Origin of the sequence: Bradyrhizobium sp., assembly GCF_022844465.1 — a bacterium.
Lineage (GTDB): Bacteria > Pseudomonadota > Alphaproteobacteria > Rhizobiales > Xanthobacteraceae > Bradyrhizobium.
Genome location: NZ_JALHLP010000001.1, coordinates 784,838 through 809,384, shown reverse-complemented (window position 1 = coordinate 809,384; position 24,547 = coordinate 784,838). Strand labels below are relative to the sequence as shown.

At 65.0% G+C, this 24,547-nt stretch carries 19 protein-coding genes and 2 pseudogenes; 15 read left to right on the top strand and 6 right to left on the bottom strand.

Annotated features, from left to right (window positions below; genetic code table 11):
- From Q0D31_RS03955 to Q0D31_RS03930, 6 genes and pseudogenes are all read left to right on the top strand, one after another.
- On the top strand, positions 1-324 hold the full coding sequence (locus Q0D31_RS03955) for a hypothetical protein (RefSeq protein ID WP_291845474.1): 324 nt from the start codon (positions 1-3) through the stop codon (positions 322-324).
- Between the two features lie 20 nt (positions 325-344).
- A complete protein-coding gene (locus Q0D31_RS03950) occupies positions 345-1,694 on the top strand; it encodes an amidase (RefSeq protein ID WP_291845472.1) in 1,350 nt (449 codons plus the stop codon).
- Entirely contained in the window at positions 1,687-2,373 is a 687-nt protein-coding gene (locus Q0D31_RS03945) for a DUF2848 domain-containing protein (protein ID WP_291845470.1), read from the top strand. Before Q0D31_RS03950 ends, Q0D31_RS03945 begins: the two co-directional genes overlap by 8 nt.
- A 183-nt stretch (positions 2,374-2,556) precedes the next feature.
- A pseudogene (locus Q0D31_RS03940) lies at positions 2,557-3,303 on the top strand (2OG-Fe(II) oxygenase).
- A 12-nt stretch (positions 3,304-3,315) separates the two neighbouring features.
- Positions 3,316-3,969 carry a DNA oxidative demethylase AlkB gene (gene alkB / locus Q0D31_RS03935; protein ID WP_291845468.1) on the top strand — a complete coding sequence of 218 codons (654 nt, stop codon included), beginning with the start codon at positions 3,316-3,318 and terminating at the stop codon, positions 3,967-3,969.
- Between the two features lie 79 nt (positions 3,970-4,048).
- Positions 4,049-5,287, top strand: coding sequence for an MFS transporter (locus Q0D31_RS03930; RefSeq protein ID WP_291845466.1), 1,239 nt, complete (start codon positions 4,049-4,051; stop codon positions 5,285-5,287).
- 86 nt (positions 5,288-5,373) lie between these two features.
- On the opposite strand, the gene Q0D31_RS03925 is transcribed toward Q0D31_RS03930, so the two are convergent.
- The 4 genes and pseudogenes from Q0D31_RS03925 to Q0D31_RS03910 all read right to left on the bottom strand — a co-directional run bounded on the left by Q0D31_RS03925 (position 5,374) and on the right by Q0D31_RS03910 (position 9,420).
- Positions 5,374-7,029, bottom strand: coding sequence for a thiamine pyrophosphate-dependent enzyme (locus tag Q0D31_RS03925; protein WP_291845464.1), 1,656 nt, complete (start codon positions 7,027-7,029; stop codon positions 5,374-5,376).
- 25 nt (positions 7,030-7,054) lie between these two features.
- Positions 7,055-7,924 (bottom strand): annotated as a pseudogene (locus Q0D31_RS03920) (fumarylacetoacetate hydrolase family protein).
- Between the two features lie 11 nt (positions 7,925-7,935).
- A complete protein-coding gene (gene hpaD / locus Q0D31_RS03915) occupies positions 7,936-8,919 on the bottom strand; it encodes a 3,4-dihydroxyphenylacetate 2,3-dioxygenase (protein ID WP_291845462.1) in 984 nt (327 codons plus the stop codon).
- Between the two features lie 102 nt (positions 8,920-9,021).
- On the bottom strand, positions 9,022-9,420 hold the full coding sequence (locus Q0D31_RS03910; RefSeq protein ID WP_291845460.1) for a 5-carboxymethyl-2-hydroxymuconate Delta-isomerase: 399 nt from the start codon (positions 9,418-9,420) through the stop codon (positions 9,022-9,024).
- Positions 9,421-9,568: 148 nt separating this feature from the next.
- Here Q0D31_RS03910 and hpaR point away from each other — a divergent pair, with 148 nt between their 5' ends.
- From hpaR to Q0D31_RS03890, 4 genes are all read left to right on the top strand, one after another.
- Positions 9,569-10,105 carry a homoprotocatechuate degradation operon regulator HpaR gene (gene hpaR, locus Q0D31_RS03905; RefSeq protein WP_366518491.1) on the top strand — a complete coding sequence of 179 codons (537 nt, stop codon included), beginning with the start codon at positions 9,569-9,571 and terminating at the stop codon, positions 10,103-10,105.
- Positions 10,106-10,325: 220 nt separating this feature from the next.
- Complete coding sequence (locus tag Q0D31_RS03900) at positions 10,326-11,411, top strand: malate/lactate/ureidoglycolate dehydrogenase (protein ID WP_291845458.1); 1,086 nt, start codon at positions 10,326-10,328, stop codon at positions 11,409-11,411.
- 52 nt (positions 11,412-11,463) lie between these two features.
- Positions 11,464-12,243: an aldolase/citrate lyase family protein gene (locus tag Q0D31_RS03895; protein ID WP_291845456.1), complete on the top strand. Its 780-nt coding sequence runs from the start codon at positions 11,464-11,466 to the stop codon at positions 12,241-12,243.
- Positions 12,244-12,426: 183 nt separating this feature from the next.
- Complete coding sequence (locus tag Q0D31_RS03890) at positions 12,427-13,953, top strand: altronate dehydratase family protein (protein WP_291845453.1); 1,527 nt, start codon at positions 12,427-12,429, stop codon at positions 13,951-13,953.
- Between the two features lie 92 nt (positions 13,954-14,045).
- On the opposite strand, the gene Q0D31_RS03885 is transcribed toward Q0D31_RS03890, so the two are convergent.
- Positions 14,046-15,797 (bottom strand): methyl-accepting chemotaxis protein, encoded by a 1,752-nt coding sequence (locus Q0D31_RS03885; protein WP_291845451.1) that lies wholly within the window; start codon positions 15,795-15,797, stop codon positions 14,046-14,048.
- Between the two features lie 310 nt (positions 15,798-16,107).
- Here Q0D31_RS03885 and Q0D31_RS03880 point away from each other — a divergent pair, with 310 nt between their 5' ends.
- The 5 genes from Q0D31_RS03880 to Q0D31_RS03860 all read left to right on the top strand — a co-directional run bounded on the left by Q0D31_RS03880 (position 16,108) and on the right by Q0D31_RS03860 (position 23,705).
- Complete coding sequence (locus Q0D31_RS03880) at positions 16,108-17,490, top strand: ethanolamine ammonia-lyase subunit EutB (protein ID WP_291845448.1); 1,383 nt, start codon at positions 16,108-16,110, stop codon at positions 17,488-17,490.
- A gap of 146 nt (positions 17,491-17,636) precedes the next feature.
- Complete coding sequence (locus tag Q0D31_RS03875) at positions 17,637-19,226, top strand: B12-binding domain-containing radical SAM protein (RefSeq protein ID WP_291845446.1); 1,590 nt, start codon at positions 17,637-17,639, stop codon at positions 19,224-19,226.
- Between the two features lie 8 nt (positions 19,227-19,234).
- Positions 19,235-20,047 (top strand): ethanolamine ammonia-lyase subunit EutC, encoded by an 813-nt coding sequence (gene eutC / locus Q0D31_RS03870; RefSeq protein ID WP_291845443.1) that lies wholly within the window; start codon positions 19,235-19,237, stop codon positions 20,045-20,047.
- Between the two features lie 210 nt (positions 20,048-20,257).
- Positions 20,258-22,633: an MMPL family transporter gene (locus Q0D31_RS03865; protein WP_291845441.1), complete on the top strand. Its 2,376-nt coding sequence runs from the start codon at positions 20,258-20,260 to the stop codon at positions 22,631-22,633.
- 10 nt (positions 22,634-22,643) lie between these two features.
- Positions 22,644-23,705: a hypothetical protein gene (locus Q0D31_RS03860; protein ID WP_291845439.1), complete on the top strand. Its 1,062-nt coding sequence runs from the start codon at positions 22,644-22,646 to the stop codon at positions 23,703-23,705.
- 53 nt (positions 23,706-23,758) lie between these two features.
- Here Q0D31_RS03860 and Q0D31_RS03855 read toward each other — a convergent pair whose 3' ends face one another.
- Complete coding sequence (locus Q0D31_RS03855; RefSeq protein WP_291845437.1) at positions 23,759-24,262, bottom strand: hypothetical protein; 504 nt, start codon at positions 24,260-24,262, stop codon at positions 23,759-23,761.
- Between the last annotated feature and the right edge of the window lie 285 nt (positions 24,263-24,547).

Sequence of the window (24,547 nt, the reverse complement as noted above, 5' to 3'; positions counted from 1 at the left end):
ATGAAGCTGCGCGCGATCGCCCATTCCCGCACCGGCGACAAGGGCAACATCTCCAATATCTCCGTGATCGCCTATGACGCGAAGGATTATCCGGTGCTGCGCGAGCAGGTCACGGCGGCGCGGGTGAAGGCGCATTTCGCCGGCGTTGTCAGGGGCGAAGTGGTTCGCTATGAATTGCCAAGTCTGCACGCGCTGAACTTCGTGATGGACCAGGCGCTCGGCGGCGGGGTGACGCGGTCGCTGGCGCTCGACGCGCACGGCAAATCGCTGAGCTCGGCGCTGCTGGATCTCGACATTTCACCCCCACCCGGTGACAAAGAATAAAAAGAGAGCGAACAGCCGATATGCCCAACACCCCGACACTTGCTACATTGGCAGCCGATCTCGACAGCGGCGCGACTTCCGCCCGCAAGCTGGTCGAGCAATGCCTCGCCGCGATCGCCGATCCCGCGGGCGAAGGCCAGCGCGCCTTCGTTCGCGTCGACAAGGCGGCGGCGCTGGAGGCCGCCGACGCCATGGACCGGCTGCGCAAGGCGGGTGCCGCGCCGTCGCCCTATGCCGGCATTCCCGTCTCGATCAAGGATCTGTTCGATATCAGGGGGCAAGTGACCCGCGCCGGCTCCCGCGCGCTGGAGGATTCCGCGCCGGCGGAGGCCGACGCGCCGGTGGTGGCGCGGCTGCGCCAGGCCGGCTTCATCGTGATCGGCCGCACCAACATGACCGAGTTCGCCTATTCCGGCATCGGTATCAATCCGCATTACGGTACGCCGAAGAGTGTCTGGAACCGCCGCGTCGGCCACGTCCCGGGCGGCTCGTCCTCGGGCGCGGCGGTGTCGGTCGCCGACGGCATGGCGCATGGCGCGCTCGGCACCGATACCGGCGGATCGTGCCGGATCCCGGCGGCGTATAATGGCATCGTCGGCTACAAGCCGACGCAAGCCCGCGTCCCGCTCGACGGCGGCGTGCCGCTGGCCTCGTCGCTGGACAGTTTCGGGCCGCTGGCGCGCACCGTGGGCTGCTGCGCGGTGCTCGATGCCGTGCTCGCCCATGAGGCGGTGCAGCCGGTGCAGCCGCGCCCGGTCAGGGGCATGCGGCTTGCGGTGCCGACCACGATCGCGCTCGACGACCTCGATGAGGCGGTCGCGACAACCTTCGAGCGTGCGCTGGAGGCACTGGCGCGGCAGGGTGCGTCGATCGAACGGATCGAGGTGCCGGAATTCCACGATGTCGCCGTCATGAACAGCAAAGGCGGGTTTGCCGCCGCGGAAAGCTACGCCTGGCACCGTTTCCTGATCGCAAGCCATGGCGACGTCTACGATCCCCGCGTTCGCGTTCGCATCCTGCGCGGCGAAGCCATCAGCGCCGCCGATTACATCGACCTGCTCAACGCTAGACGTTCGTTCGTCGCACGCACGGAAAGGCGCATCGCGCCCTACGATGCGCTGGTGCTGCCGACCACGGCGAACACGCCGCCTGCCATCGCCGACCTCGCCGACGACAAGGCATTCACCACGCAGAATTTGCGTTCGCTGCGCAACTGCACGCTGATCAACATGCTCGACGGCTGCGCGATCTCGTTGCCGGCCCATCGCGAAGGCGAGGCGCCGGTCGGCCTGATGCTCGCGGCAGCGGGCGGATCGGATCGTCGCATCCTAGAACTCGCCGCCGGAATGGAGAACATCATCCGTGTTTGATCTCAACTTCACCGTCGAAGCCAGGGGTGCATCGACGCCACTGACGCTTGCGATCGACAAGGCCGTTATCGCCGGCTGGACCGGGCGCGACCCGGTGGCGCGCGACAAGCACATCGCCGAACTGGAAGCGATCGGCGTCGCCCGACCGGCTTCGACGCCGATCTACTACCGCTGCTCAGCGCGGCGGATCACGCTGGCCGACCGCATCGAGGTTTCCGGCGAGGAGTCCAGCGGCGAGGTCGAATTCGTGCTGATCGGCTGGCGGGGCCGCAACCTGGTCGGCTGCGGTTCCGACCACACCGACCGCAAGGTTGAGACCTACAGCGTCACGGTTTCCAAGCAGATGTGCGACAAGCCGATGGCCTCGGTGTTATGGGAGCTGGAGGACGTCATCGCCCACTGGGACCGGATGATCCTGCGCTCCTGGGCCCTGATCGACGGGGCGCGGGTGCTCTACCAGGAAGGAACGCTCGATGCGATGCTGCCGGTAAGGGATTTGATCGCGGGCGGCTTCGGCGACAAGGGACTGCCGGACGGCTGCGCCATGTTCGGCGGCACTTTTGCAGCCAAGGGCGGTATCCGCCCGGCCAGCCGGTTCGAGTTCGAGCTGGAAGATCCCGTGCTGAAACGCAAGATCGGCCATGGCTATGACGTGATCACGATGCCGGTGCTGGGTTAGGGTTACGCCGTCATTGCGAGGAGCGTTAGCGACGAAGCAATCCATATCGCATTTGGGGGAACGATGGATTGCTTCGCGGAGCCTGTCATCGGGCGCGCATTCGCGCGACCCGGTGGCTCGCAATGACGGTGATCGTCGGAAATCGGGTGGCGAAGTGGTCTATGTCTTGCGAGAATGCGCGCCATGAAAGCAACCGCACGAAACGTGGACCATTCCGCATCCTCCGACATCGCCGCCCGCATCGAGGCGATCGACTGGGCGCAGGCGACCGCCGATCTCGACGCGCAGGGCTGCGCGGTGCTGAAGGGGCTTCTCGCGCCTGCATAATGCGCCGCGCTGGCCGCGCTCTATCCCGACGACAAGAAGTTTCGCAGCCGCATCGTGATGGGGCGTCACGGCTTCGGCCGCGGCGAATACAAGTATTTTGCCTATCCGCTGCCCGACCTGATCGCGCGACTGCGGCCGGCGCTCTATGCGCGGCTTCGTGACGTCGCCAATCGCTGGAACGAGACCATGGGGATCGACATCCGCTATCCCGAGCAGCACGAGGCGTTCCTGAAACGATGCCACGACGCCGGCCAAGCGCGGCCGACGCCGCTGCTGCTGCAATATGGCGTCGGCGACTATAATTGCCTGCACCAGGATCTCTACGGCGAACATGTGTTTCCGCTGCAGGTCGCGATCCTGCTGTCGGCGCCGGGGCGCGACTTCACCGGCGGCGAGTTCGTGTTGACGGAGCAGCGGCCGCGGATGCAGTCGCGGCCCGAGGTGGTTCCGCTGGCGCAGGGTGATGCCGTCGCCTTTGCCGTGCATGTCCGCCCGGTGCAGGGGACGCGCGGTCCCTATCGCGTCAACCTGCGCCATGGCGTCAGCCGGATCCGCTCAGGCCACCGCCATACCGTCGGCGTGATCTTTCACGATGCCAAGTGAGGGCGAAGCGAATTGACCCGGGATTTGTTCGAGGCCGTTGCCGACGTCCGGCATTCGCGCGAAGCGATCGCCGATGGCGCCGTCCTGCTGCGCGGCTTCGCCAGGCCATTTGAAAGCGATGTCATCGCGGCGTTGCACGGGATTATTGTGCGGGCGCCGTTCCGGCGGATGTTCACGCCGGGCGGCCACCAGATGTCGGTCGCCATGACCAATTGCGGCAGCGTCGGTTGGGTCACCGACCGCACCGGCTACCGCTACGACGGCATTGACCCCAATTCCGGGCAGCCCTGGCCGTCGATGCCGGCGGCCTTCCTCAAACTTGCTGCGCAGGCCGCCGCCGAGGGCGGCTTCGAGGGCTTTGCGCCGGATGCCTGCCTCGTCAATTGCTACGAGCCGGCCGCGCGGATGTCGCTTCACCAGGACAAGGACGAGCGGGATTTCACCGCGCCGATCGTCTCGGTGTCGCTGGGGCTGCCCGCGATCTTCCTGTTTGGCGGCCCTAAGCGCGCCGACAAGCCGCACCGTTACCGGTTGGCGCATGGCGATGTCGTGGTCTGGGGCGGGCCGTCGCGGCTGTTCTTTCACGGGGTTGCCCCGCTGGCTGACGGCCAACACGCTCTGATGGGCCGCCAGCGTATCAACCTGACCTTCCGCAAGACGCGGTGATCCTCCGCATTGCGCGTTGGGGCAGACGGTTCCATCGACATTGGCTCTGGTCTAGGCTCTCCGCAGCCGGGGGGCCGACATGACCGCATCAGAGGCAACGTCCGAGACCAGTATCAGCGCCAACGGCACGGGCGTCTATCTCGCCGTGCTGCAGCTCGTGTTCACGCTGGGCTGGACCACGTACGTCATCTATCTGCCGAAACTATGCGCCGATGTCGGGATTGCGCCCTCGTACGTGATCCTGATCCTGATGCTGGATCAGGCGATCTTCACAATCAGCGACACCGCGATGGGGATCGCCGCCGACAAGGTCGCGCCGTGGATGGGACGGCTCGGCGTGTTCGTCGGCGTCCTGGCTGCGATTTCCTGCGCGGCCTTCATCGCGCTGCCGTTCGTCGCCGGCGCGGGACCGGGCGCGCAAGTCTGGTTCATCGCGCTGATCCTGATCTGGGTCGTGACCTCATCGGCGTTGCGCGCGCCGCCGCTGACGCTGCTGGGCAAGTACAGCGCGCGGTCGGCGATCCCGTTGCTGTCGGCGCTGGCGATGCTCGGATACGGTCTGGCGGGGGCGGTCTCGCCTTATCTTGGCGTATTGTTGCGCAATCACGATCCGCGGCTGCCGTTCGTCATTTCGGGCGTGGTGCTGCTGGTCACGGCGCTGGCGTTGTCGAAGGTCGAGCGAAATCTGGCCCAGATGCCCATCGCGCCGAAGACGCCGCTGACGCGGGCAAAATCGCTCGGTCAGGTGCCGATGTTCTTCATCGCCTCGATGGTCATCCTCTCGCTCGGCTATCAGCTGCATTTCTCCATCAACAGCACGCCGTTCTATCTGCGGTTCGCAAAGCCCGATGACCTGCAGTGGTTGATGCCGGTGTTCTGGATCGGGTTCAACATCGCGATGTTTCCGGCCAGCGCCGTTGTCAAGCATCGCGGCGGATTGATCGTGATGGGCGCCGCCGGCCTGCTGGGTGCGCTGGCCGTCCTCGGTGCGGAATACGCCGGCAACCTCAACATGCTGATCGCGGCGCAGTTCGTCGCCGGCGCGGCATGGGGCTGCATGCTGATGGCCGCAGTCTCGGCGGCGCTGGCGATCGGGGAGACCGGCGCCGAAGGCAAGGTGGTGGGGCTGGTATTCTCGGCGCTGGCGCTCGCGACCTTTGCGCGGATGGCCGCAGTCGCCGGCGGCCTGCAGAAGCTTCCGGAATACGCGCCGCTGCTGCACTGGGCGCCGGTGGCGTGCTGGTCGGTTGCCGGCGCCGGGCTGCTGGTGCTCGCGGCGTCGCGGGTGCAGCGGAGTGTGGTGGAGAGAAGGGTTTAACTCTCTCCGTTGTCATTCCGGGATGGTGCGCTAGCACCAGACCCGGAATCTCGAGGTTCCCCGATGCGCAATCGCGCATCTGAGGTTCACGTCTTCGACGCGCCCCGGAATGACAACGGCTTCGCCGGGTGGATGAACGCCCACGGTGAGGCTTCCGAATCCGTCGGCACCTCCACCGAAATCACGTAAGGTCCGCCATCGGCCAGCGCCTTTTCCAGCGCCGGGCGGAAGTGGTCCGGCGAGGTGACGCGCGCCGCGCTGACGCCGAAGGATTCGGCAAGCTTGACGAAATCCGGGTTTACGAGGTCTGACGCCACGACGCGGCCGTCGAAGCGCTCGCGCTGGTCGCGACGGACATTGCCATAGGCGTTGTTGTTGAACACCAGCGTCACCACGCCGATGCCGTACTGCACGGCGGTGGACAGTTCCTGCACCGCGAACATGAAGCCGCCGTCGCCGGTGATCGCAACCACCGGCTGATCCGGATTGGCGATCTTGGCGCCCAGCGCGGTCGGGAAACCCGAGCCGAGCGTGCCCTGATAGCCCGATGTGATGAAGGTGCGCGGCTCGTAAACGGGAAAGCCGTACCAGGAGGCGAAGCCGACTTGCGAAAGCTCGTCGGTGACGATGGCGTTGGCGGGCAGCACCTCGCGCAGGATCTTCAGATACGCCATCTGCGGCTGGATCTTCTGGATCTCCTGCCGTGCTGCCGCCGTGGCCTCGCGAATCTCCGCGCGCCGGCCGCTGGTCTTGCGGTAGCCGGCCTTTCTCACCGCCGCCGCCAGCTCGGCGGCGCCGGCTTTGGCGTCGGCGACAATGGCGGCGTCGGACGTGAGCCGGCGCATTTCGATCGGATCGATATCGATGCGAACCGATTTCAGGCCCGGCGGCTGGTACGGCCAGCGGAATCCGGATGCCGGCAATTCCATGCGAGTGCCGATGCCGATCATCAGATCGGTGTTCGGCCACAGCCGGTAGGCGGCCGCCATGGTCAGTCCAAGCTCGTGCGCGTTGGAGGCGATGCCGCGCCCGCTACGAAACGCCACCACAGGCGCGTCGATCATTTCGGCCAGCTCGAGGATTTCCTCGCGCGCATGGATCGCGCCGCTGCCGACGAAGATCATCGGCCGCTTGCTGTCCTTGATCAGCGCAGCCGCCGACCTGATGCGGTCCGGGTCGGGCAGGGGGGCGGGAAAGGCGTCCAGCACTCGGCAAGCGCCGACCTGCACGCGCTGGGTAAAGACGTCCCACGGCATTTCCAGCGAGGCCGGGCCGCGACGGCCGGACAGCATCTCCTGAAACGCCCGCGACACCATTGCCGGCGCCGCGTCGGGATATTCGATGCGTTCGGCCCATTTGACGAAGGTGCGCAAGGTCGCGAGCTGGTCCGGCATCTCGTGCAGATGGCCGCGGCCCTTGCCGAGGAACGACGTCGGCACCTGGCCGGTGAGGCACAGCACCGGCTCGTTGCATCCGAACGCGGTGAGCAGCGCCGCGCCGGCGTTGAGCACGCCCGGTCCGGGCACCACGCTGAACACGCCGGGCCGGCCCGACGACCGCGCATAGCCGAAGGCCATGTAGCCGCAGGCCTGCTCGTGGCGTGCGCCGATCACCTTCAATTGCGCCTGGTGGAAGGCATCGAACAGGCCGTAAACCTGCGCGCCGGGCAGGCCGAACACGGTATCGACACCATGGACGACAAGGCCGTTGACGATCGCTTCGCCGCCGGAAGTTGAGGTCATCGTTCGGTCCACTCGCTCATGGGTGTCAGGTTTCGTCGATCACGCCATTGTTCAGCACGCCGACGCCATCGGCTTCAACCTCGATCATGTCGCCGGGCTGGAGAAAACGCGGCGGGTCGAACCGCGCGCCGGCCCCCGTCGGCGTTCCCGTCACGATGACGTCGCCGGCGACCAGCGTGGTGAAGGTCGAGAGATAATTGATCAGATAGCGGAAGCCGAAGATCAGGCGTCCGGTGCGGTCGTCCTGCCGCGTTTCGCCGTTGACCCGGGTGGTCAGGCGGATGTCAGCGATCTGGCTTTCATCGGTAAAGGGCACGAGCCACGGGCCGAGGCTGCCGGTCGAATCGAAATTCTTGCCCTGCGTGACGTTGAACTTGGCGTGGCGCGTCCAATCGCGGATGGTGCCTTCGTTGCAGAGCGTAATCGCCGCGATGTGGTCCAGCGCGTCGCTCTGCCTGATGTGCCGCCCGGCCTTGCCGATGACCAGCGTCAGTTCGCCCTCGTAGTCGAGCTGCGCGGAGGCGCGCGGGCGGACCAGCGGCGCGTTGTGGCCGACAAAGGAGCGCGGCGTGCGCATGAACATGCTGGGATATTTCGGCGCGTCCTGGCCGTCCTTGTATTCGGCGTTGCGGTCCGGATAGTTCACGCCGATGCAGATGATCTTTTCGGGCGCGGGAATTGGCGGCCGTCAAATGACCGCATCAAGCGCATGGTCGGGCGATCGCCGCGCCGCATCGTCGGCGAGCTTCTGCAGCGCGCCGGCGGCGACGGCTTCCCGCAGCGTCGGAAAATCTCCTGCAAAGCGTGCCGAGAGATCGACAATGCCGGCATCGGTCACGGCGCCGTATCTCTCCGCGCCATTGATGGCGAACGTGGCGAGGCGGGGAAAGGCCATCGACGTTCCCTTCAGTCCGCGATCGTGACGTCGGCGACAAAGGCCGGTTCGCGTACCGTCTGCCCCGCGAAGGATGAGCCTTGCTCGAACCAGGAGCGCGGCGCCGGCGCGCCCCAAAGTGTTTGGCGGCGCGGGTCCTTCAGCGACCAGCGCAGCGGCTCGTGGTCATGGTCGCCGGTGAAATAGTCGCTGGTGTACAGTTCGAGGCGGTGGCCGTCGGGATCGCGGACATAGAGAAAGAACGCGTTCGAGATGCCGTGGCGGCCGGGGCCGCGCTCGATGTTCTTGAGAAAGCCGCTAGTGGCCATCACGTCGCACAGATGCAGGATGTTCATCGCGGTCGGCACCCAATAGGCGAGATGGTGCAGGCGGGGACCGCGGCCGTTGGTGAAGGCGAAGTCATGGACATTGCCCTTGCGCTGCATCCAGGCCGCCGCGATGCGCCCGTTCGGGCCGTCTTCCTCGCCATATTCGGTCAGGCGGAAACCGAGCCGCGCGTAGAAATCAACGGTGTCCTGGACTTCCGGCGCGAACACGTTGAAATGGTCGAGCCGCTGCGGATGGCATCCCTTGTAGAGATCGTAGCGCCGTAGCAGATGCGGGCGCTTGTCCATCGCGGCGTAGAGTTCGAGCTGAAATCCGGCCGGATCGGTGAATTGCAGGGTGCGGCCCTGGAACGGTTGATCGGCGAAGGCGTAGACGATCCCGTTCTCGGAAAAGAAGCTGGCGGCCTTGTCGAGGTCGGCTTCATTGCCGACCTTGAATCCGAGCCGGCTGCAGGCCGCTTTGGCCGCTTTCCGCAGCACCAGCGAGTGGTGCTGATGCTCCTCCGAGCCGCGCAGGTAAACCTCGTTGTCGTCGGCGTCCTCGACATGCAGGCCTATCGTGGTCTCGTAGAACGCGCGGCTGGCATCAAGGTCGGTCACGTCGAGCACGGCGTGGCTGCAGCGGATGATGTTGAACGGCGGATCGAAAGTGTGCGTCGGAACAGGCATGTTGCTTCCTTGGATTCTGTGTCCTTCCGGGGCGATGCGAAGCATCTAACCCGGAATCTCGAGGTTCCGGGTTCGCTACGCGCCCCGGAACGACGGTGAGCGCTAGATTCTCAATCTCTCCACCTTTAGCGCTTCATGGATATTGTTGCGTTTCCAGCTCGTCTCCTTGTCGTTGATCTGGATGTCGAACGACAGCGCGAACGGGCTGTCCGCAAACACCGGATCCAGATAGGCCGACAAGGCTTCGAAAATATGTTCGCCGGCGGTCTTTCGGGTCGCGAGGTCGCGACCTTCGCCGAGCCGCAGAACCATGTCGAGAAAGCAGAAATTCCCGCCGCCGTCGGCGATCGCATAGTGCTCGCACCTGATCGCGCGGACGCGAATGCCCCCGAGCGGGAAGATGCCGGTTTCGACCGCGGCCTTGCGGACCAGTTCCACGACCGCGCCGATGTCGAGGCGCCCGTCGAGGTTGGCGGAATACTCAATCGTGAAATGCGGCATGGTGCGAGGGCTCCGGCCCGGCGCTTGGCAAAAGCGGGTGACGAAATCTGATTAACATGTTAAGTGATAACGGGTAAAGCCCGGTATGGCGCGCTGCGGTGCGAACCCATGCGCGCTGCGATCGACGATAGCCGAAGATGGACGGAACATGGCAGGCCAGAAATCACCGGATGGACCGCGCCAAAGCGCGGGCGCGGGGACCGAGACCCGGGGGCTGCCGATCCGCGAATTCTCGCGCTCGCTGCCGATGTCGCTGTTGCGGGCGCGCGAAGCCGTGATGCGGCAGTTCCGCCCGTCCCTGCGCAACCACGGGCTGACCGAGCAGCAATGGCGGATCCTGCGCGCTTTGACCGCGGTGGATAGCATCGAGGTCACCGAACTGGCGCGCGTCGCCTTCCTGCTCGGGCCGAGCCTGTCTCGGATCCTTCGTGACCTCGAAGCCCGCAATCTGATCGAGCGCCGCCCCGCCAAGGCTGACCTGCGCCGCGCCGTGGTGTCGATCTCGCCTAGGGGCCTGAAGCTGATCGAAGCCGTCGCGCCGTCCTCGGAGGCGATCTATGCCGAAATCACCAGCCGCTACGGCGCCCGCAAGCTCGCCGAATTGCAGCAGATGCTGGGCGAGTTGGAACGGCGCCTTGCGGCGATGGAAATCGCTGATGAGGCTGCCGCCGAGCCCGGCGAGTAAGCGCAAATTTGCATGATGCTAGCGGCCCGATGCATAGCGGCCTGGCCGATCATCGCAATCATCCGGCGCATGCGCCTGTGGCGGTAGACACGCGCGCGATTTTTCGCTCAAGTGCCGGGCAAGCCGGTCATGAAAACCGGTGCGGGAGTGATACGAAAGTTCTGGGGTCGCCGCCGAGCGCGCCGCCTTCCCGAACCAAGGACAGGGCTGAAATCCGGACATGGTCACCATACAGGTCAACAATCTGATTGATTTCGTCGCCGAGGTATTTTCCCACTCGGAATCCTCAGCCGCCGAAGCCCGGCGCATCGCGACCTACCTCACGACCGCCAACCTCACCGGCCATGACAGCCACGGCGTGATCCGGGTGCCGGTCTATGTCCGCTGGAAGAAGATGGGTTCGGTGGTCCCCGACCAGACCGTCGAACTCGTCGTCGACACGCCATCGCTGGCGGTGGTGGACGGCAAGTTCGGCTATGGCCAGACCGTGACGCCGCAGGCCGTGAAGATCGGCATCGACAAGTGCAAGAAGGCGGGGCTTTCGGCCATCGCACTGCGCAATGCCGGGCATATCGGTCGCGTTGGCGACTGGGCTGAAATGGCCGCGGCCGAGGGACTGGTGTCGATCCATTTCGTCAATGCGGCCGGCTCGCTGCTGGTGGCGCCCTATGGCGGCGTCCAGAAACGGCTGTCGACCGCACCCTATTGCGTCGGCATTCCGCGCCAGGGCCAGGATCCGATCGTGCTCGATTTCGCCACCTCGATTGTGGCCGAAGGCAAGGTGCTGGTGGCAAGCCGTGGCGGCAAGAAATTGCCGACCGGCGCGCTCGTCGATGCCGACGGCACCTTGAGCGAGGATCCGGCCGTGCTCTACGGACCGTACACCCCGGATGGGCCGCGCGACCACACCAAGGGTTCAGGTGCGATCCGCGCGTTCGGCGATCACAAGGGGTCGGGACTGGCGTTCATTTGCGAACTTCTTGGCGGCGCGCTGACCGGTACCGGCGCCACAGCGGGCAACCGCCGCTTCGCCAACGGCATGCTCGCCTTTTACATCGATCCCAAGGTGGTCGATACATCCAACTATTTCGACGGCGAAATCTCGCGCTATGCCGACTTCATTCGCGAGACCAAGCCGGTTGCCGGCGGCGAGCCCGTACTGATCCCGGGCGACCCCGAACGGAAGATGCGCGCCGAGCGCACCCGGAACGGGGTGCCGCTGCCGGACGACACCTGGGCCGCGATCGTCAACACCGCCCGCGAGGTCGGCGTCAGCGAAGCCAGCATCCAGCGGGCCGCCCGCTGACGAAGTTTGTGAATTTCAATCAATTGCAACGAATACAAAGGGAAAGCGACCAATGACAACCAACAACGTCAAGAAGGTATGGGCTTCGGGCAAGGCCGTGGTGAACGCCTGGCTCGCGATCCCGTCGGGCTTTTCCGCCGAAGTGATCGCGCAATGCGGCTTCGACAGCGTCACCGTCGACATGCAGCACGGCGTGCAGGACTATCTCTCGATGGTGCAATGCTTCCAGGCCATGAACGGCCATCCGGTGACGCCGATGGTGCGCGTGCCCTGGAACGAGCCCGGCATCATCGGCAAGGTGCTCGACGGCGGCGCCTACGGCGTGATCTGTCCGATGATCAACACCCGGCAGGAGGCGCTGGATCTGGTGCAGTACGCCAAATATCCGCCGAAGGGCACGCGCTCGAACGGCCCGATCCGTTCCGGAATGTACGGCTCGGCCGGCGGCTACCAGCAGACCGCCAACGACGAGATCGTGCTGCTGCCGATGATGGAAACCAAGACGGCGGTCGAAAACATGGAATCGATCCTCGACGTGGAAGGCATCAACGGGGTCTATATCGGTCCCTCGGATCTCGGCTTCTCCTATGGTCTGGTGCCGAAGCTCGACCGCGACGAGCCGGAAATCCTGAAAATCTACGAAAAGATCATCAAGGAATGCGGCAAGCGCGGCCTTTATCCGGGCATCCACTGCTCGGGCGCCGAGGGTGCCGCGCGCGCCATCAACATGGGCTTCAAGCTGGTGACGCTGTCGAACGAGAGCGGGTTGATGCAGACCTATGCCCGGATGCAGGTCAACCAGACCCGCAAGGATTCCAACGGCAAGGCGTAAGCTCTTGCTTCTCCCTCGCCCCGCTCTTGCGGGGAGAGGGTTGGGGTGAGGGGCCTCTATCCGGCGAGCAATGCGCCAGTAATCAAGTCACTGCCTCGCCCCTCACCCGGATCGCAAGCGCGATCCGACCTCTCCCCGTACAGGACGGGGAGAGGTGGCAGCGAACCCGAGGAGACATTCTCCATGACCACCCCGCCGCCCGTGATCCGCCTGCATCCCGACGACGGCGTGCTGATCGCGCGCTCGAGCCTGCCGCCCGGTCTGGTGGTGGCCGACGGCGTCACCACCGTCGAGCGGATCCCGGCGGGCCACAAGGTAGCCATCAAGCCGATCGCCGTAGGCGAGCCGGTGCGCCGCTACGGCCAGATCATCGGCTTTGCGACCTCGCCGATTTCGCCCGGGCAGCATGTCCATACCCAAAACTGCGGCATGGGTGATTTCGCCAAGGATTACGCGTTCGGCGTTGACGTCAAGCCGGTGCCGAATTTCGATCTGCCCGCGACCTTCGAGGGCATTCGCCGCGCCGACGGGCGGGTGGCGACACGCAACTATATCGGCATTCTCACCTCGGTGAATTGCAGCGCCCACGTCGCCGGCATGGTCGCCGATATCTTCAAGAAGAATCCGTTCACCGGCGACAATCCGCTGGCCGATTTCCCGAATGTCGACGGGGTGGTGGCGCTGACCCACAAGACCGGCTGCGGCATGACCCAGGACGAGCCGCTGGCGCTGCTGCGGCGGACGCTCGGCGGCTATGCGCGGCATGCCAATTTTTCCGCCGTCGTGGTGCTGGGGCTTGGCTGCGAGGTCAACCAGATCGGCGGCCTGATGCAGGAGCAGAAACTCGCCGGCCGGTTGCGCGCGATGGACATCCAGGAAGTCGGCGGCACCCGCAAGACGGTGGAGGCCGGCGTGGCCTTTGTGCGCGAGGCGCTCACCGACGCCAATAAAGTGAAGCGCGAGGCTGTTCCGGCCAGCGAATTGACGGTGGCGCTGCAATGCGGCGGCTCCGACGGTTACTCCGGCGTATCGGCCAACCCGGCCCTCGGCGCGGCGAGCGATCTGCTGGTTGCCCATGGCGGCACCGTGATCCTGTCCGAGACGCCGGAGACATATGGCGCCGAACACCTGCTGACCCGGCGCGCGGTCAGCCGCGAGGTCGGCGAGAAGCTGGTCGGATTGATGCGCTGGTGGGAGGACTACACCAGGCGGGAAGGTGCTGAGATGAACGCCAATCCGAGCCCCGGCAACAAGGCCGGCGGCCTCACCACGATCCTGGAAAAATCATTGGGCGCGATGGCCAAGGCCGGCAGCACCAACCTGGTCGACGTGCTGAACTACGCCGAACCCGTCACCAAGAAGGGCTTTGTCTTCATGGACACGCCCGGCTACGACCCGGTCGCGGCGACCGGCCAGGTGGCCGGCGGCGCCAATCTCGTCTGCTTCACCACCGGCCGCGGCAGCGTGTTCGGCTGCAAGCCCGCGCCCTCGATCAAGCTGGCGACCAATACGGCGATGTACAGGCGCATGGAAGACGACATGGACGTCAATTGCGGCACGATTCTCGACGGCGAGGAAAGCGTGCAGCAATGCGGCCAGCGCATCTTCGAACTGATGCTGAAGACCGCCTCGGGCCAGCCGACCAAGAGCGAGAGCTTCGATTTCGGCGGCGCCGAGTTCGCGCCCTGGGTGCTCGGCGCGACCATGTAGGTGATGCGGATGGGCCGGGACGCTGTTGCCTAGCTCTTTGTTTGAGCATGATCTTTTCGGAAAACCGCTACATACTTTTCCGGATCATGCCCCTAGGTCCCCGTCCGCCGCGGCTGGTCGGACGAATCCGCGCGCAGGTTGCGGAAGAATTGCTCGACCTCATGCGACAGCGTCCCAGCCGTGGCCGCCAGTTCGCTGGACGCGGTGAGGACGGAAGCCGCCGCCGTACTTGTCGTGCCGATGGACTCGCTCAGCGAGCCGATGTTGACGACCAGGGTCTCGTTGCCCTGCGCCGCCAGTTGCGCGTTGGTCGATATCTCGCGGGTCGCCGCGTCCTGCTGTCCGACGGCGCCGGCGATGATCGAGGTCACCTCCCTGATCTCGCGCATGGCGTTGCCGATGTCGCGAACCGCCTCGACTGAATTTTTGGTCGAGGTCTGGATCAGGACGACGTTCTGGCCGATCTCGGCCGTCGCCGTGGCGGTCTGTTCAGCCAGCGCCTTGACCTCATGGGCGACCACCGCGAAACCGCGGCCTGCCTCGCCGGCGCGCGCGGCCTCGATGGTCGCGTTCAGCGCCAGCAGGTTGGTTTGCTTGGCGATCGCCTGGATCAGGGTAAGCACGCCATCGATGCGCTGGGTCGCGACCGCGAGCCCTTCGATTTCCGCGATCGATTTCTCGGTTCGCTGGCCTGCCTGCTCGACGGCGCCGGCCGAGTGGCGTACCTGGCGGCCGATTTCCTCGACCGAGGCGGAAAGCTCCTCGGCGGCGCCGGCGACGGCGGAAACGTTGCTGGAAGCCTGCGCGGTGGCGCTGGAGGCGGCGGCCGCGCGGCCGCTCGCGTCCGACGATACGCTGGCGATGGTTTGGGCGGTGTCGCGCATCGAGGTCGCATGGTCGGTGACCGCGCGCAGCACGCCGCCGATCGCCCGCCTGAATTCGTCCACCGAGGCTTCAATGTGGCGGGTGCGCCGGTCGCGCGCCATGGAATCCTCCAGCACCTGCGAATTGAGGTTGCGGTTGCGGTCCATCGCCTCTTGAAAAACATTGATCGCACGTGCCAGCGCTCCGATCTCGTCGGCACGGTCGGTATGTGGAACCTCGACCCCTTCGGCGCCATCGGCGACCTGCTTGATCGTCGCGGTGATGACTGAGAGCGGGCGGGCGATCGACCGGGCGATGATCAGCACGCCGACGACGACCACCAGCAGCACAAGGATGCCGAGGCAGGTCTGCACCAAAGCCATCACATGGTTCACGGCGCTCTGCTGCGCCAGTCTCTTGCTGCGTTCGGCGTAAACTTTGGACAGCGCCTCCAGATCCTTGTTCAGGGCCGAGCGCACCTCGCGGTTGGCGTCGTTGTCACCCCACTCGCGGCCGGCGGCGGCGTTGATTTCGACCCCGCGGCGGACCAGTTCCTTGCGGAAGCCGACGAATTGCTCGATTCGCTTCCTGAATGCGGCAAACTGCTCGGCGTCGTCGCCCTGCACCAGAACCTCCCAGTTCTTGACGGCCTCGAGGATGCGGTCGTTGAACCTCAGCAGCCCGTCGCCATATCGCTTTACGATGGCGGGATCGGTCGACATGTAGATGCCGCGGGATTCCATCACCACCGCGTAGACCAGTGAATTGACGGTCTCGACATGGAGCGCGGCCCGGCTCGCGGTAGCCACCGCTTCGGTGAGTTCGACGTTTCGGCGGGTGTTATAGTCGGACAGGGCGGTAATGGCAGCCACCAGCACCGCAACCAGCGCGAAGATTGCGTACAGTCTGGCCGCCAGCGAGAACCGGAACGACAGGACGCTGCCACGGGCGGAATTGGGGGATTTCACGGTCTCAGCCATGTCGGCGCTCCAGGGCCGGCCGCGATTGCGTCGACCGCCGCAAACTGTGCGGAATCTTGATGGAGAATGTCTTAACGCGCGAAAATGCGCCAACCTGCAACCTGCCCGTATTTGGGCAGTCGGATCAGTCACCTAAGGCCGCGGGGCACGGAAACTTGGCCGCTTCCCACGATTTTCGTTCTTGTCCGAAACGGCTCCCAGGCTGTCGAACAGGCGCCCCGTCAACACGATCACGCCCCGTCGCGAACGTTTCGGCGCAATGGCATTGTCGGGCGCCGCGATTGAATGCGAAGATGAGTCCGGAGCCGTCATGGTCTATCGCCAAACGATCGATGCCACCTCGTATCAATTCCATGACTTGCGCGATCTGCTCGCCAAGGCGACCCCGCCACGCTCCGGCGACCGGCTGGCCGGCCTCGCGGCCGACAGCGCCGAGCAGATGATCGCGGCGCGCATGGCGCTCGCCGACCTCCCGCTCAAGCAATTCCTCAATGAAGCGGTGGTCCCCTACGAGGACTGCGAAGTGACCCGCCTGATCGTCGATAGCCATGACGTGTCCAGTTTCGCCGCGGTTTCGTCGTTGACCGTCGGCGGCTTCCGGGACTGGCTGCTGTCCGATGCCGCGAGCGCCGAGACGCTGACGAAGGTTTCGCGCGGGATCACGCCGGAAATGGCCGCAGGCGTCAGCAAGCTGATGCGCAACCAGGATCTGATCCTGGTCGCCAGCAAATGCGCGGTGACCACGGCCTTTCGCAACACCATCGGCCTGAAGGGGAGGATGAGCGTGCGGCTGCAGCCCAATCATCCGTTCGACGACGCCAGGGGCATTACCGCCTCGATCCTCGACGGCATCCTCCTGGGATCGGGCGATGCCTGCATCGGCATCAATCCGGCAAGCGACGACCCGGCCGTGATCGGCGAACTGCTGCGGCTGCTCGATGACGTCATTTCCCGGCTGCAGATCCCGACCCAGGGCTGCGTGCTCACCCATGTGACCACGACGCTCGATCTGATCGGGCAAGGCGCGCCGGTCGATCTGGTGTTCCAGTCGATCGCCGGCACAGAAGCCGCCAACCGCAGCTTTGGCGTCGATCTGGCGCTGCTGCGCGAGGCGCGAGAAGCCGGGTTGTCGCTCCGCCGCGGTACGGTCGGCGCCAATGTGATGTATTTCGAAACCGGGCAGGGTTCGGCGCTGTCGGCCAACGCGCATCACAATGTCGATCAGCAGACCTGCGAAGCCCGGGCCTACGCGGTGGCGCGCGCGTTTGATCCGCTGCTGGTCAATAGCGTCGTCGGCTTCATCGGCCCGGAATATCTATACGACGGCAAGGAAATCATCCGCGCCGGCCTCGAGGATCATTTTTGCGGCAAGCTGCTCGGCCTGCCGCTTGGCGTTGACGTCTGCTACACCAACCACGCCGAGGCCGATCAGGACGACATGGACAACCTGTTGACGCTGCTGGCGGCCGCGGGCGTCACCTTCATCATGGGGGTGCCGGGCGCCGACGACGTGATGCTGAATTATCAATCGACCTCGTTCCACGACGCGCTCTATGTCCGCGACCTCTTCGGACTGAGGCGGGCGCCCGAGTTCGATGACTGGCTGGTTCGAACCGGCCTTGCTGACATCCATTTCCGGCTTTCGGGGAACGCGGGACCGCTGCCCGAGTTTGCCTCGCGGCTGATCGCCTGACCGGGGTCAGAAACCGGTGCCGGCGCGATTGTTCCGCAAGACTTGAGCGGCTGCGGATGGACAAGGTCGCCACAATTCTGAAGAACTTCTGGCCCAGCTTTCAATGTCGTGGTTAGATTTGCGAAACCTGTTTCTGAGGAATTTTGATGAGAGTTGAAGGCATCGAGACGGCACGGCGCATCCTGTGCGTTTTTCCGCGCTACACGTCTTCTTTTGGCACGTTCGAGCATGCCTATCCGCTGACAGACGGTGTGCAGGCGTTTATGCCGCCGCAGGGCCTGCTCCTGATCGCGGCCTATCTGCCCGCCAACTGGCCGGTCCGCTTCATCGACGAGAACATTCGCCCCGCCACCAGGGAAGACTTCGAATGGGCGGAGGCAGTGTTCGTCAGCGGCATGCACATCCAGCGCCCGCAGATGAACGATATCTGCCGTCGCGCCCATGCGTTCAATCTGGCGGTTGCGATCGGCGGGCCGTCGGTGAGCGCGTGCCCGGACTATTATCCCTCGTTCGACTACCTCCATGTCGGCGAACTCGGCGACGCCACCGATGAGCTGATCGCGCGGCTGGCGCGCGATCCGTCGCGGCCCGAAAGGCAGGTGGTGTTGAACACCAAGGAACGCCTGCCGATGACCGAGTTTCCGATCCCGGCCTATGAGCTGGCGGAGGTGAAAAAATACTTCCTCGGCAGCATCCAGTATTCCAGCGGCTGTCCCTACCAGTGCGAGTTCTGCGATATCCCGGGCCTCTACGGCCGTAATCCGCGGCTGAAGACGCCGCAGCAGATCATCGCTGAGCTCGACAGGCTCCGGGAATGCGGCGTCACCGGCTCGGTCTATTTCGTCGACGACAATTTCATCGGCAACCGCAAGGCGGCGCTCGATCTGCTGCCGCATCTGATCGCGTGGCAGAAGCGCACCGGCTATGTGATGCGGCTCGCCTGCGAGGCGACGCTGAACATCGCGAAGCGACCCGAGATCCTGGAGAAGATGCGCGAGGCGTACTTCATAACAGTATTTTGCGGCATCGAGACCCCCGATCCCGCCGCGCTCAAGGCGATGCACAAGGACCACAACATGATGGTCCCGATCCTGGAGGGGATTCACACCATCAATTCCTACGGCATGGAAGTCGTGTCCGGCATCATCATGGGTCTCGACACCGACAAGCCGGAAACCGGCGACGCGCTGCTGGAATTCGCCGAACAGTCCCGGATTCCACTGCTCACGATCAATCTCCTGCAGGCGCTGCCGAAGACGCCATTATGGGATCGGCTGGAGAAGGAAGGGCGTCTGAAAAACGACGACGACAGTCGCGATTCCAACGTCGACTTCCTGCTGCCCTACGACCAGGTCATCAGCTCCTGGCGCAAATGCATGGAGGTCGCCTACCAGCCGGAAAAGCTGTTCGCGCGCTACCAGTACCAGTGCGACTATACCCATTCACATCGGATCAAGGTGCCGGTGACGCCCGAGCAGCGGAGCTGGGCCAACATCAAGCGCGGCCTGACCATGCTAAGGAATATTTTCTGGAAAGTGGGCGTGCTCGGCGACTACAGGAAGGTGTTCTGGAAATTCGCGCTCGGACGGCTGCGACACGGCGATATCGAGGGGTTGATCGCCTCCGCCATGATCGCCCACCACCTGATCATGTTCGCGCGCGCCGCGTCGGTCGGACAGCAGAACGCTTCGAATTATTCGGCCCGCCTGCGCGAAGCCTTGGTCCCTGCCGAGTAGAATGCCCCATGAAGACTCCGGCGCCGCCGTTCCGCTCGACCGAGGCGTTGCGGGAGTTGACGCCGGCGCGCGTCGGGCTCGGACGCGCCGGCGCCAGCATGCCGACCGATGCGCTGCTCGCCTTTACCCTCGACCATGCGCGCGCCCGCGACGCGGTGCATGCCGCCTTCGATGTCCCGCGACTGCTGGCCGGGCTTTCCGGTTACGGCCTGCAGGCCAGCCGGGTTTCCAGCCAGGCGCGCAGCCGGCGTGACTATTTGCGCCGTCCCGACCTTGGACGCATGCTTGATCCAGCCTCCCGCCAGGCGCTGGCGGGCCTTGGCAGTGCAGGCGATCTTGCCGTCGTGATTGGCGATGGCCTCTCGCCTGCGGCGGTCCAGGCCCATGCGGTCGAACTGGTTCGTCATCTCGGCGCGCGGCTGGCAGAGGCGGGTGTCGGGATCGGCAACATCGTGATCGCATCCGGCGCGCGGGTGGCGCTCGGCGATGAGATCGGCGCCGTGCTCGGCGCGCGGATGGTGGCGATGCTGATTGGCGAGCGGCCCGGCCTGTCGGCGCCCAACAGCCTCGGGGCCTATCTCACCTACGCGCCGCGGATCGGTCGCACCGATGCCGAGCGCAATTGCGTGTCCAACATCCACCGCGCGGGCCTGAGCTGTCACGAGGCCGCCCTGAAGATCGCATGGCTGGTTCGCGAGGGCATGGCGCGGCAGCTCACCGGCGTTGGCCTGAAGGATGAAAGCGGGGATGGACCGTCAGCGCGGATTTCCGCGAGTCAGGCGCCGCGCGCCAACGTCGAGTGTGGCAAATCAGAGACTTAACGCGCCTTTTCGTCATCTGCGCGCGGAGTTGCCCTGCCGTGCGCGCTTGCCGTCGGCGGTCCGGGCCTGTAAAACGGCGGCGATAAATTTACCGCGTGATTTCAAGGGCTAGCGCCGATCGGGCAGGGTTGGCGAAGCCGCGCTTCACGCCGCCGACCGCGCTGCCCAACCAAGCCGCAGCATCAGGCCGACGTGAGAACTGGACAGGGTATGCTCGACAAGAACTCCGAAAGCCGCGTCCACGTCGAAGCCATCGAGGAGCCGCTACCGGGCAAGAGCATCGCCTTCGGGCTGGAGCGCCTCGGGCTGCTCGCGGTCAAGGCGCCGATCGCATCCTGCATCGTTCTGGCCGTGCTGATCGTGGCGGCGATCTTCGGCATCCAGCGCATCAAGATCGACGATTCGCTGAGCCAGCTTTTCCGTTCGGATTCCAAGGACTACAAGCAGTACGAGGCCGTGACCAAGCGCTTCCCGGCGACCGAATTCGACGTGCTGGTCGTGGTCGAGGGCAAGGCGCTGCTGGCGCGGGAAAACCTCGAAAAGATCCGCGACATGGTCACGGACCTGCAACTGGTCGATGGCGTGCGCGGTCTCGTCTCGCTGTTCTCGGCGCGCCAGGCGCCGGAGCCCGGCAAGCTGCCGGCCGCGCTGTTTCCGCCGGAGCTGCCGCAAGGCGCGGCCTATGAAAAGTTCACCGAGACCGTCAAGGCGAACGAGATCATTCGCGGCAAGCTGTTGTCGGAGGACGGGACGCTGGCGCTGATCGTGCTGTCGCTCGAGCCCCCGGTGGTTTCCAGCAACGACCTCAGCCGGGTGGTCGGGGAGATGCGCAAGATCATGGCCGACGACCTCAAGGGCAGCGGTCTCAACGCCCAGCTCTCCGGCGTTCCCGTGATGCAGCTCGAGATCCGCAACGCGGTCAAGCGCGACGGGCTGACCTACAACATCCTCGGCATCCTCGCCGGCTGCATCATCGCGATCGTGTTCTTCCGCAAGATATCGTTCATGATCGTCGCGGCGTTTCCGCCGATCATCGCGATTCTGCTTGCGCTTGGCGGTCTCGGCTGGGCCGGCTTCAATCTCAACATGTTCCTGAATGTGATGACGCCGCTGATCATGGTGATCAGCTTCTCGGACTCGATGCAGCTCACCTTCGCGGCGCGCGACCGCCTGATCGCGGGCCAGGACAAACTCACTGCCTTCACCAACGCCGTGATGGTGGTCGGCCCGGCCTGCGTGCTGACGCACGGCACCGCCGGCATTTCGTTCATCGCCCTGATGTTCTCGGATTCCGAACTGATCCGGAAGTTCGGCGAGGCGGGCCTTGCCGCCACCATTATCGCGCTGATCGCGGTGCTCTCGCTGGTGCCGGTGTTTGGCGTGCTGCTGGTGCGCAACGAGAAGGTTTTCGCCGTCAAATTCCAGGGCGCCGACGCAGGCGTGCAGGCGCTGCGCAATTTCTGCTACTGGATCGCGGTGCGCATGGTCAGCCGTCCCGGGCTGTTCAGCCTGCTCTCGCTGCTCCTCGTCGCCGGGCTCGGCTTCATCTACACCACGTTGGAGCCGCGCTACCGTCTGGCCGACCAGGTGCCGGACAAGCGGCAGGCGGTTGCGGCGTCGAGCCGCCTCGACGCCAAGCTCACCGGCGCCAATCCGATCGACGTGCTGATCGAATTTCCCCAGGGCGCCTCGCTCTATGCGCCGGACACGCTGAAGACGATCGCTGAGGTTCATGCGATGGTGGAGAAATCGGCCGGCGTCGGCAACGTCTGGTCGCTGGAAACCCTGCGCCGCTGGCTCGCCGAGAAGGCCGGCAGCTCCGACGTCGCGACGCTGAAAGAATATGTCGAAGTGATTCCCGAGCATCTGGTCCGCCGCTTCATCTCGGCCGACCAGGTCGCGGTGGTGGTGTCCGGCCGCGTTCCCGATCTCGATTCAAGCGAGATCCTTCCCGTGGTCGACAAGCTCGACAAGGCGCTGGACAAGGTGCGGGCCGAGCATCCCGGCTTTGAGATCGCGGTCACCGGCCTGTCGGCGATCGCCGCGCGCAACAGCGCCAACATGATCGAGAAGCTCAATCAGGGCCTGACGATCGAGTTCCTGCTGGTCGCGGTCTTCATCGGCCTGGCGTTCCGCTCCGTGGTGGTGATGTTCTCCTGCATCCTGCCCGGCATTTTCCCGGTGGTGGCGTCGGGGGCGGTGCTGTGGATCATGGGAGAGGGACTGCAATTCGCCAGCGTGGTCGCGCTGACGGTGTCGTTCGGCCTCGGGCTCAGCGCCACGATCCATTTCCTCAACCGGCTGCGGCTGGAGCGCAAGCCCGGCATCAGCGCGGAACTGGCGGTCGAGCGCGCCACCGTGCTGGTCGGCCCGGCGCTAATCCTGACGACGGTGGTGCTGGCCTGCGGCCTGGTCGTGACGGTGTTCTCCGACCTGCCGTCGCTGCGGCTGTTCGGCTGGCTCAGCGCGTTCTCAATGGTCGCAGCCCTGGTCGCCGATCTCTTCATCCTGCGCCCGACGTCGATGTTCCTGATCAATCTGTCGGAGCGGATTCGCGGAAGGTCAGGCATCAAGCCCGCTGCATAGGGGCCGCGGCGTGACCCCGACCTCAGCCGCCGCTCGCTCCGCCGCAGCCGACGGCGCCGCGTACCGCGCGGTCGAACACATCTACCACTCCTACCTGACCGGCCTGATCCTGACGCTTTCCTCCCGGGCCGGTGCGCCGCGCGCGGCCGAGGTGGTGTTTCGCACCTTTCGGCGGCAGCAGCTGGCCCGCTTCCTTCCCGGATTGAAGAAGCTCGGTCTCGACCGGCTCCCGCATGCGGTGGCGTGCGCCCAGTATCATTATCTGGCCAACCAGGTCGGTGGCGTGAAGGTCGAGTATGTCTTCGAGAGCGACCGCAAGGCCTGGGTGCGCTATCCGCCACCGCGCTGGATCTGGTCCGGCACCGCGATTTGCGGGATCCCATCGGAAGTGTCGCGGGCGATGCTGCGCGGATGGCACGCCAACAACGGCGTGGTGCTTGGAAATCCGCGGCTCGGCTTCGTCTGCACCGGGCAGACTGTCGATGGCCAGCCCGGGCTTGAAGGCTACTACAGGGAATGGGATCACGAGCTCGCCCCCGAGGAGCGGTTGCAGTTTTCTCCGGGCGAGCGCTGTCCGCCGTTCCGCGCCGAACTGGCGCCGCGCCTGCCCGAGAACACATGGCCGGAAGCGCGGCTTCAGAAGGTGCTCCGCAACTATGCGATGGAGTACATCACCTCGATCGTGCCGGAAACGATCGCGGTGCTTGGCCCCGAAGAGGGCGGCCATCTCGCCGGCGCCGCGGCCCGGCTCGTCGGCATGCACACCTTCGACGAGGTGGCGGCGCTGCTCGGCGGCGTGGACGCCGGAGCGCCCGGTTTCGCCACCGCCTTTGCGCGGCTCGCGCGGGCGCAGGACGATGACGCGGCACTGCAGGTGGAAGGCCGGCGAGCGACCGTGCGCCAGACGTCGTGGCGCCTGATGGCGGAACGCGAGGCGCTCGCGCCTGCGGTGTTCGACGCCTGGAACGAATTGTGGGTGGGGGCCGCGCTCGCCCATGATCGTTTCATGCGCGTCGAGGTCACGGAGCGTCGCGACCGCGGCGACGTGCACTGGTGCTGGCAGTTCAGCTAGCCAATCGCGCCGGCGTGGTCGCGCTGGAGCATCCTACCCTTGGCAACTGCCTGTCAGGTCTTTGACATGGTGATCTTGACGCCGCGGATTTCACCCTTGGAGTCGATCTGCACGGTCTGCTTGTTGCCGGTGGTCCGCAAGTTCAGGTTTGCCGCAAATCCTGAGGCTTCGACGAACACCTCGATCTGGCCGCCGCCGGCCGTACCCTGCAGGTTGCCGAAGATGTTCCGGCTCTTTTCGCTCCAGTTGCCGGAGATCCGCTCGCCATGGCTGGTAACGTCGCTGGACAGCACGAATTTGTAGCTGTCGCTGGCGCAGTTCAGATTTTGCTTCAGGCCGAGCCCGTTGGCGTTGACCTTGTAGTCGGCCTTGCAGCGGATGTTCTCGGTGGTGCCGTTGGAAAGCGCGACCGTGCCGGAGCCGGCCCAGTTGCCGTCAAATCCGGCGAACGGCCCGCCGGCCTGGGCGTGGGCCGTGGTTGCCGATACCATGATCGCAGCGCCGACACTCGCAGCCGCGAGCGCCTGACCGAACAAGCTGGAGCCAAGGATTTTCATCGTGAGTTTTCCCATCAAATAGACGTTCTCTTGCCAGATACGTCTCGCCGCATCGAAGATTTAGTGTTCCCGCAGTATCTTAGGTTCAATGCACGGAACGCCGTCCGGGCCATCGCCACCAAAAAGACGGCATTTTGCGGCCCGGGGGAATCGAAAAGCATCACCACCGATCCGTCGTCAGCATCTAGCTTTGCAGGTCGCGGTCTGCAACAGCCAATTGCAGAGAAAGACGGTGCAAAAATAATCCCTCCGGCTCAGTTGGTTAGCCAAGTCCGTGTGGTCGTC

Coding starts and splice junctions, on each gene's coding strand:
- Q0D31_RS03955 (WP_291845474.1), top strand. CDS start 1: ATGAAGCTGCGCGCGATCGCCCATTCCCGCACCGGCGACAAGGGCAAC.
- Q0D31_RS03950 (WP_291845472.1), top strand. CDS start 345: ATGCCCAACACCCCGACACTTGCTACATTGGCAGCCGATCTCGACAGC.
- Q0D31_RS03930 (WP_291845466.1), top strand. CDS start 4,049: ATGACCGCATCAGAGGCAACGTCCGAGACCAGTATCAGCGCCAACGGC.
- Q0D31_RS03925 (WP_291845464.1), bottom strand. CDS start 7,029: ATGACCTCAACTTCCGGCGGCGAAGCGATCGTCAACGGCCTTGTCGTC.
- hpaD (WP_291845462.1), bottom strand. CDS start 8,919: ATGCCTGTTCCGACGCACACTTTCGATCCGCCGTTCAACATCATCCGC.
- Q0D31_RS03910 (WP_291845460.1), bottom strand. CDS start 9,420: ATGCCGCATTTCACGATTGAGTATTCCGCCAACCTCGACGGGCGCCTC.
- hpaR (WP_366518491.1), top strand. CDS start 9,569: ATGGCAGGCCAGAAATCACCGGATGGACCGCGCCAAAGCGCGGGCGCG.
- Q0D31_RS03900 (WP_291845458.1), top strand. CDS start 10,326: ATGGTCACCATACAGGTCAACAATCTGATTGATTTCGTCGCCGAGGTA.
- Q0D31_RS03895 (WP_291845456.1), top strand. CDS start 11,464: ATGACAACCAACAACGTCAAGAAGGTATGGGCTTCGGGCAAGGCCGTG.
- Q0D31_RS03890 (WP_291845453.1), top strand. CDS start 12,427: ATGACCACCCCGCCGCCCGTGATCCGCCTGCATCCCGACGACGGCGTG.
- Q0D31_RS03885 (WP_291845451.1), bottom strand. CDS start 15,797: ATGGCTGAGACCGTGAAATCCCCCAATTCCGCCCGTGGCAGCGTCCTG.
- Q0D31_RS03880 (WP_291845448.1), top strand. CDS start 16,108: ATGGTCTATCGCCAAACGATCGATGCCACCTCGTATCAATTCCATGAC.
- Q0D31_RS03875 (WP_291845446.1), top strand. CDS start 17,637: ATGAGAGTTGAAGGCATCGAGACGGCACGGCGCATCCTGTGCGTTTTT.
- eutC (WP_291845443.1), top strand. CDS start 19,235: ATGAAGACTCCGGCGCCGCCGTTCCGCTCGACCGAGGCGTTGCGGGAG.
- Q0D31_RS03865 (WP_291845441.1), top strand. CDS start 20,258: ATGCTCGACAAGAACTCCGAAAGCCGCGTCCACGTCGAAGCCATCGAG.
- Q0D31_RS03855 (WP_291845437.1), bottom strand. CDS start 24,262: ATGAAAATCCTTGGCTCCAGCTTGTTCGGTCAGGCGCTCGCGGCTGCG.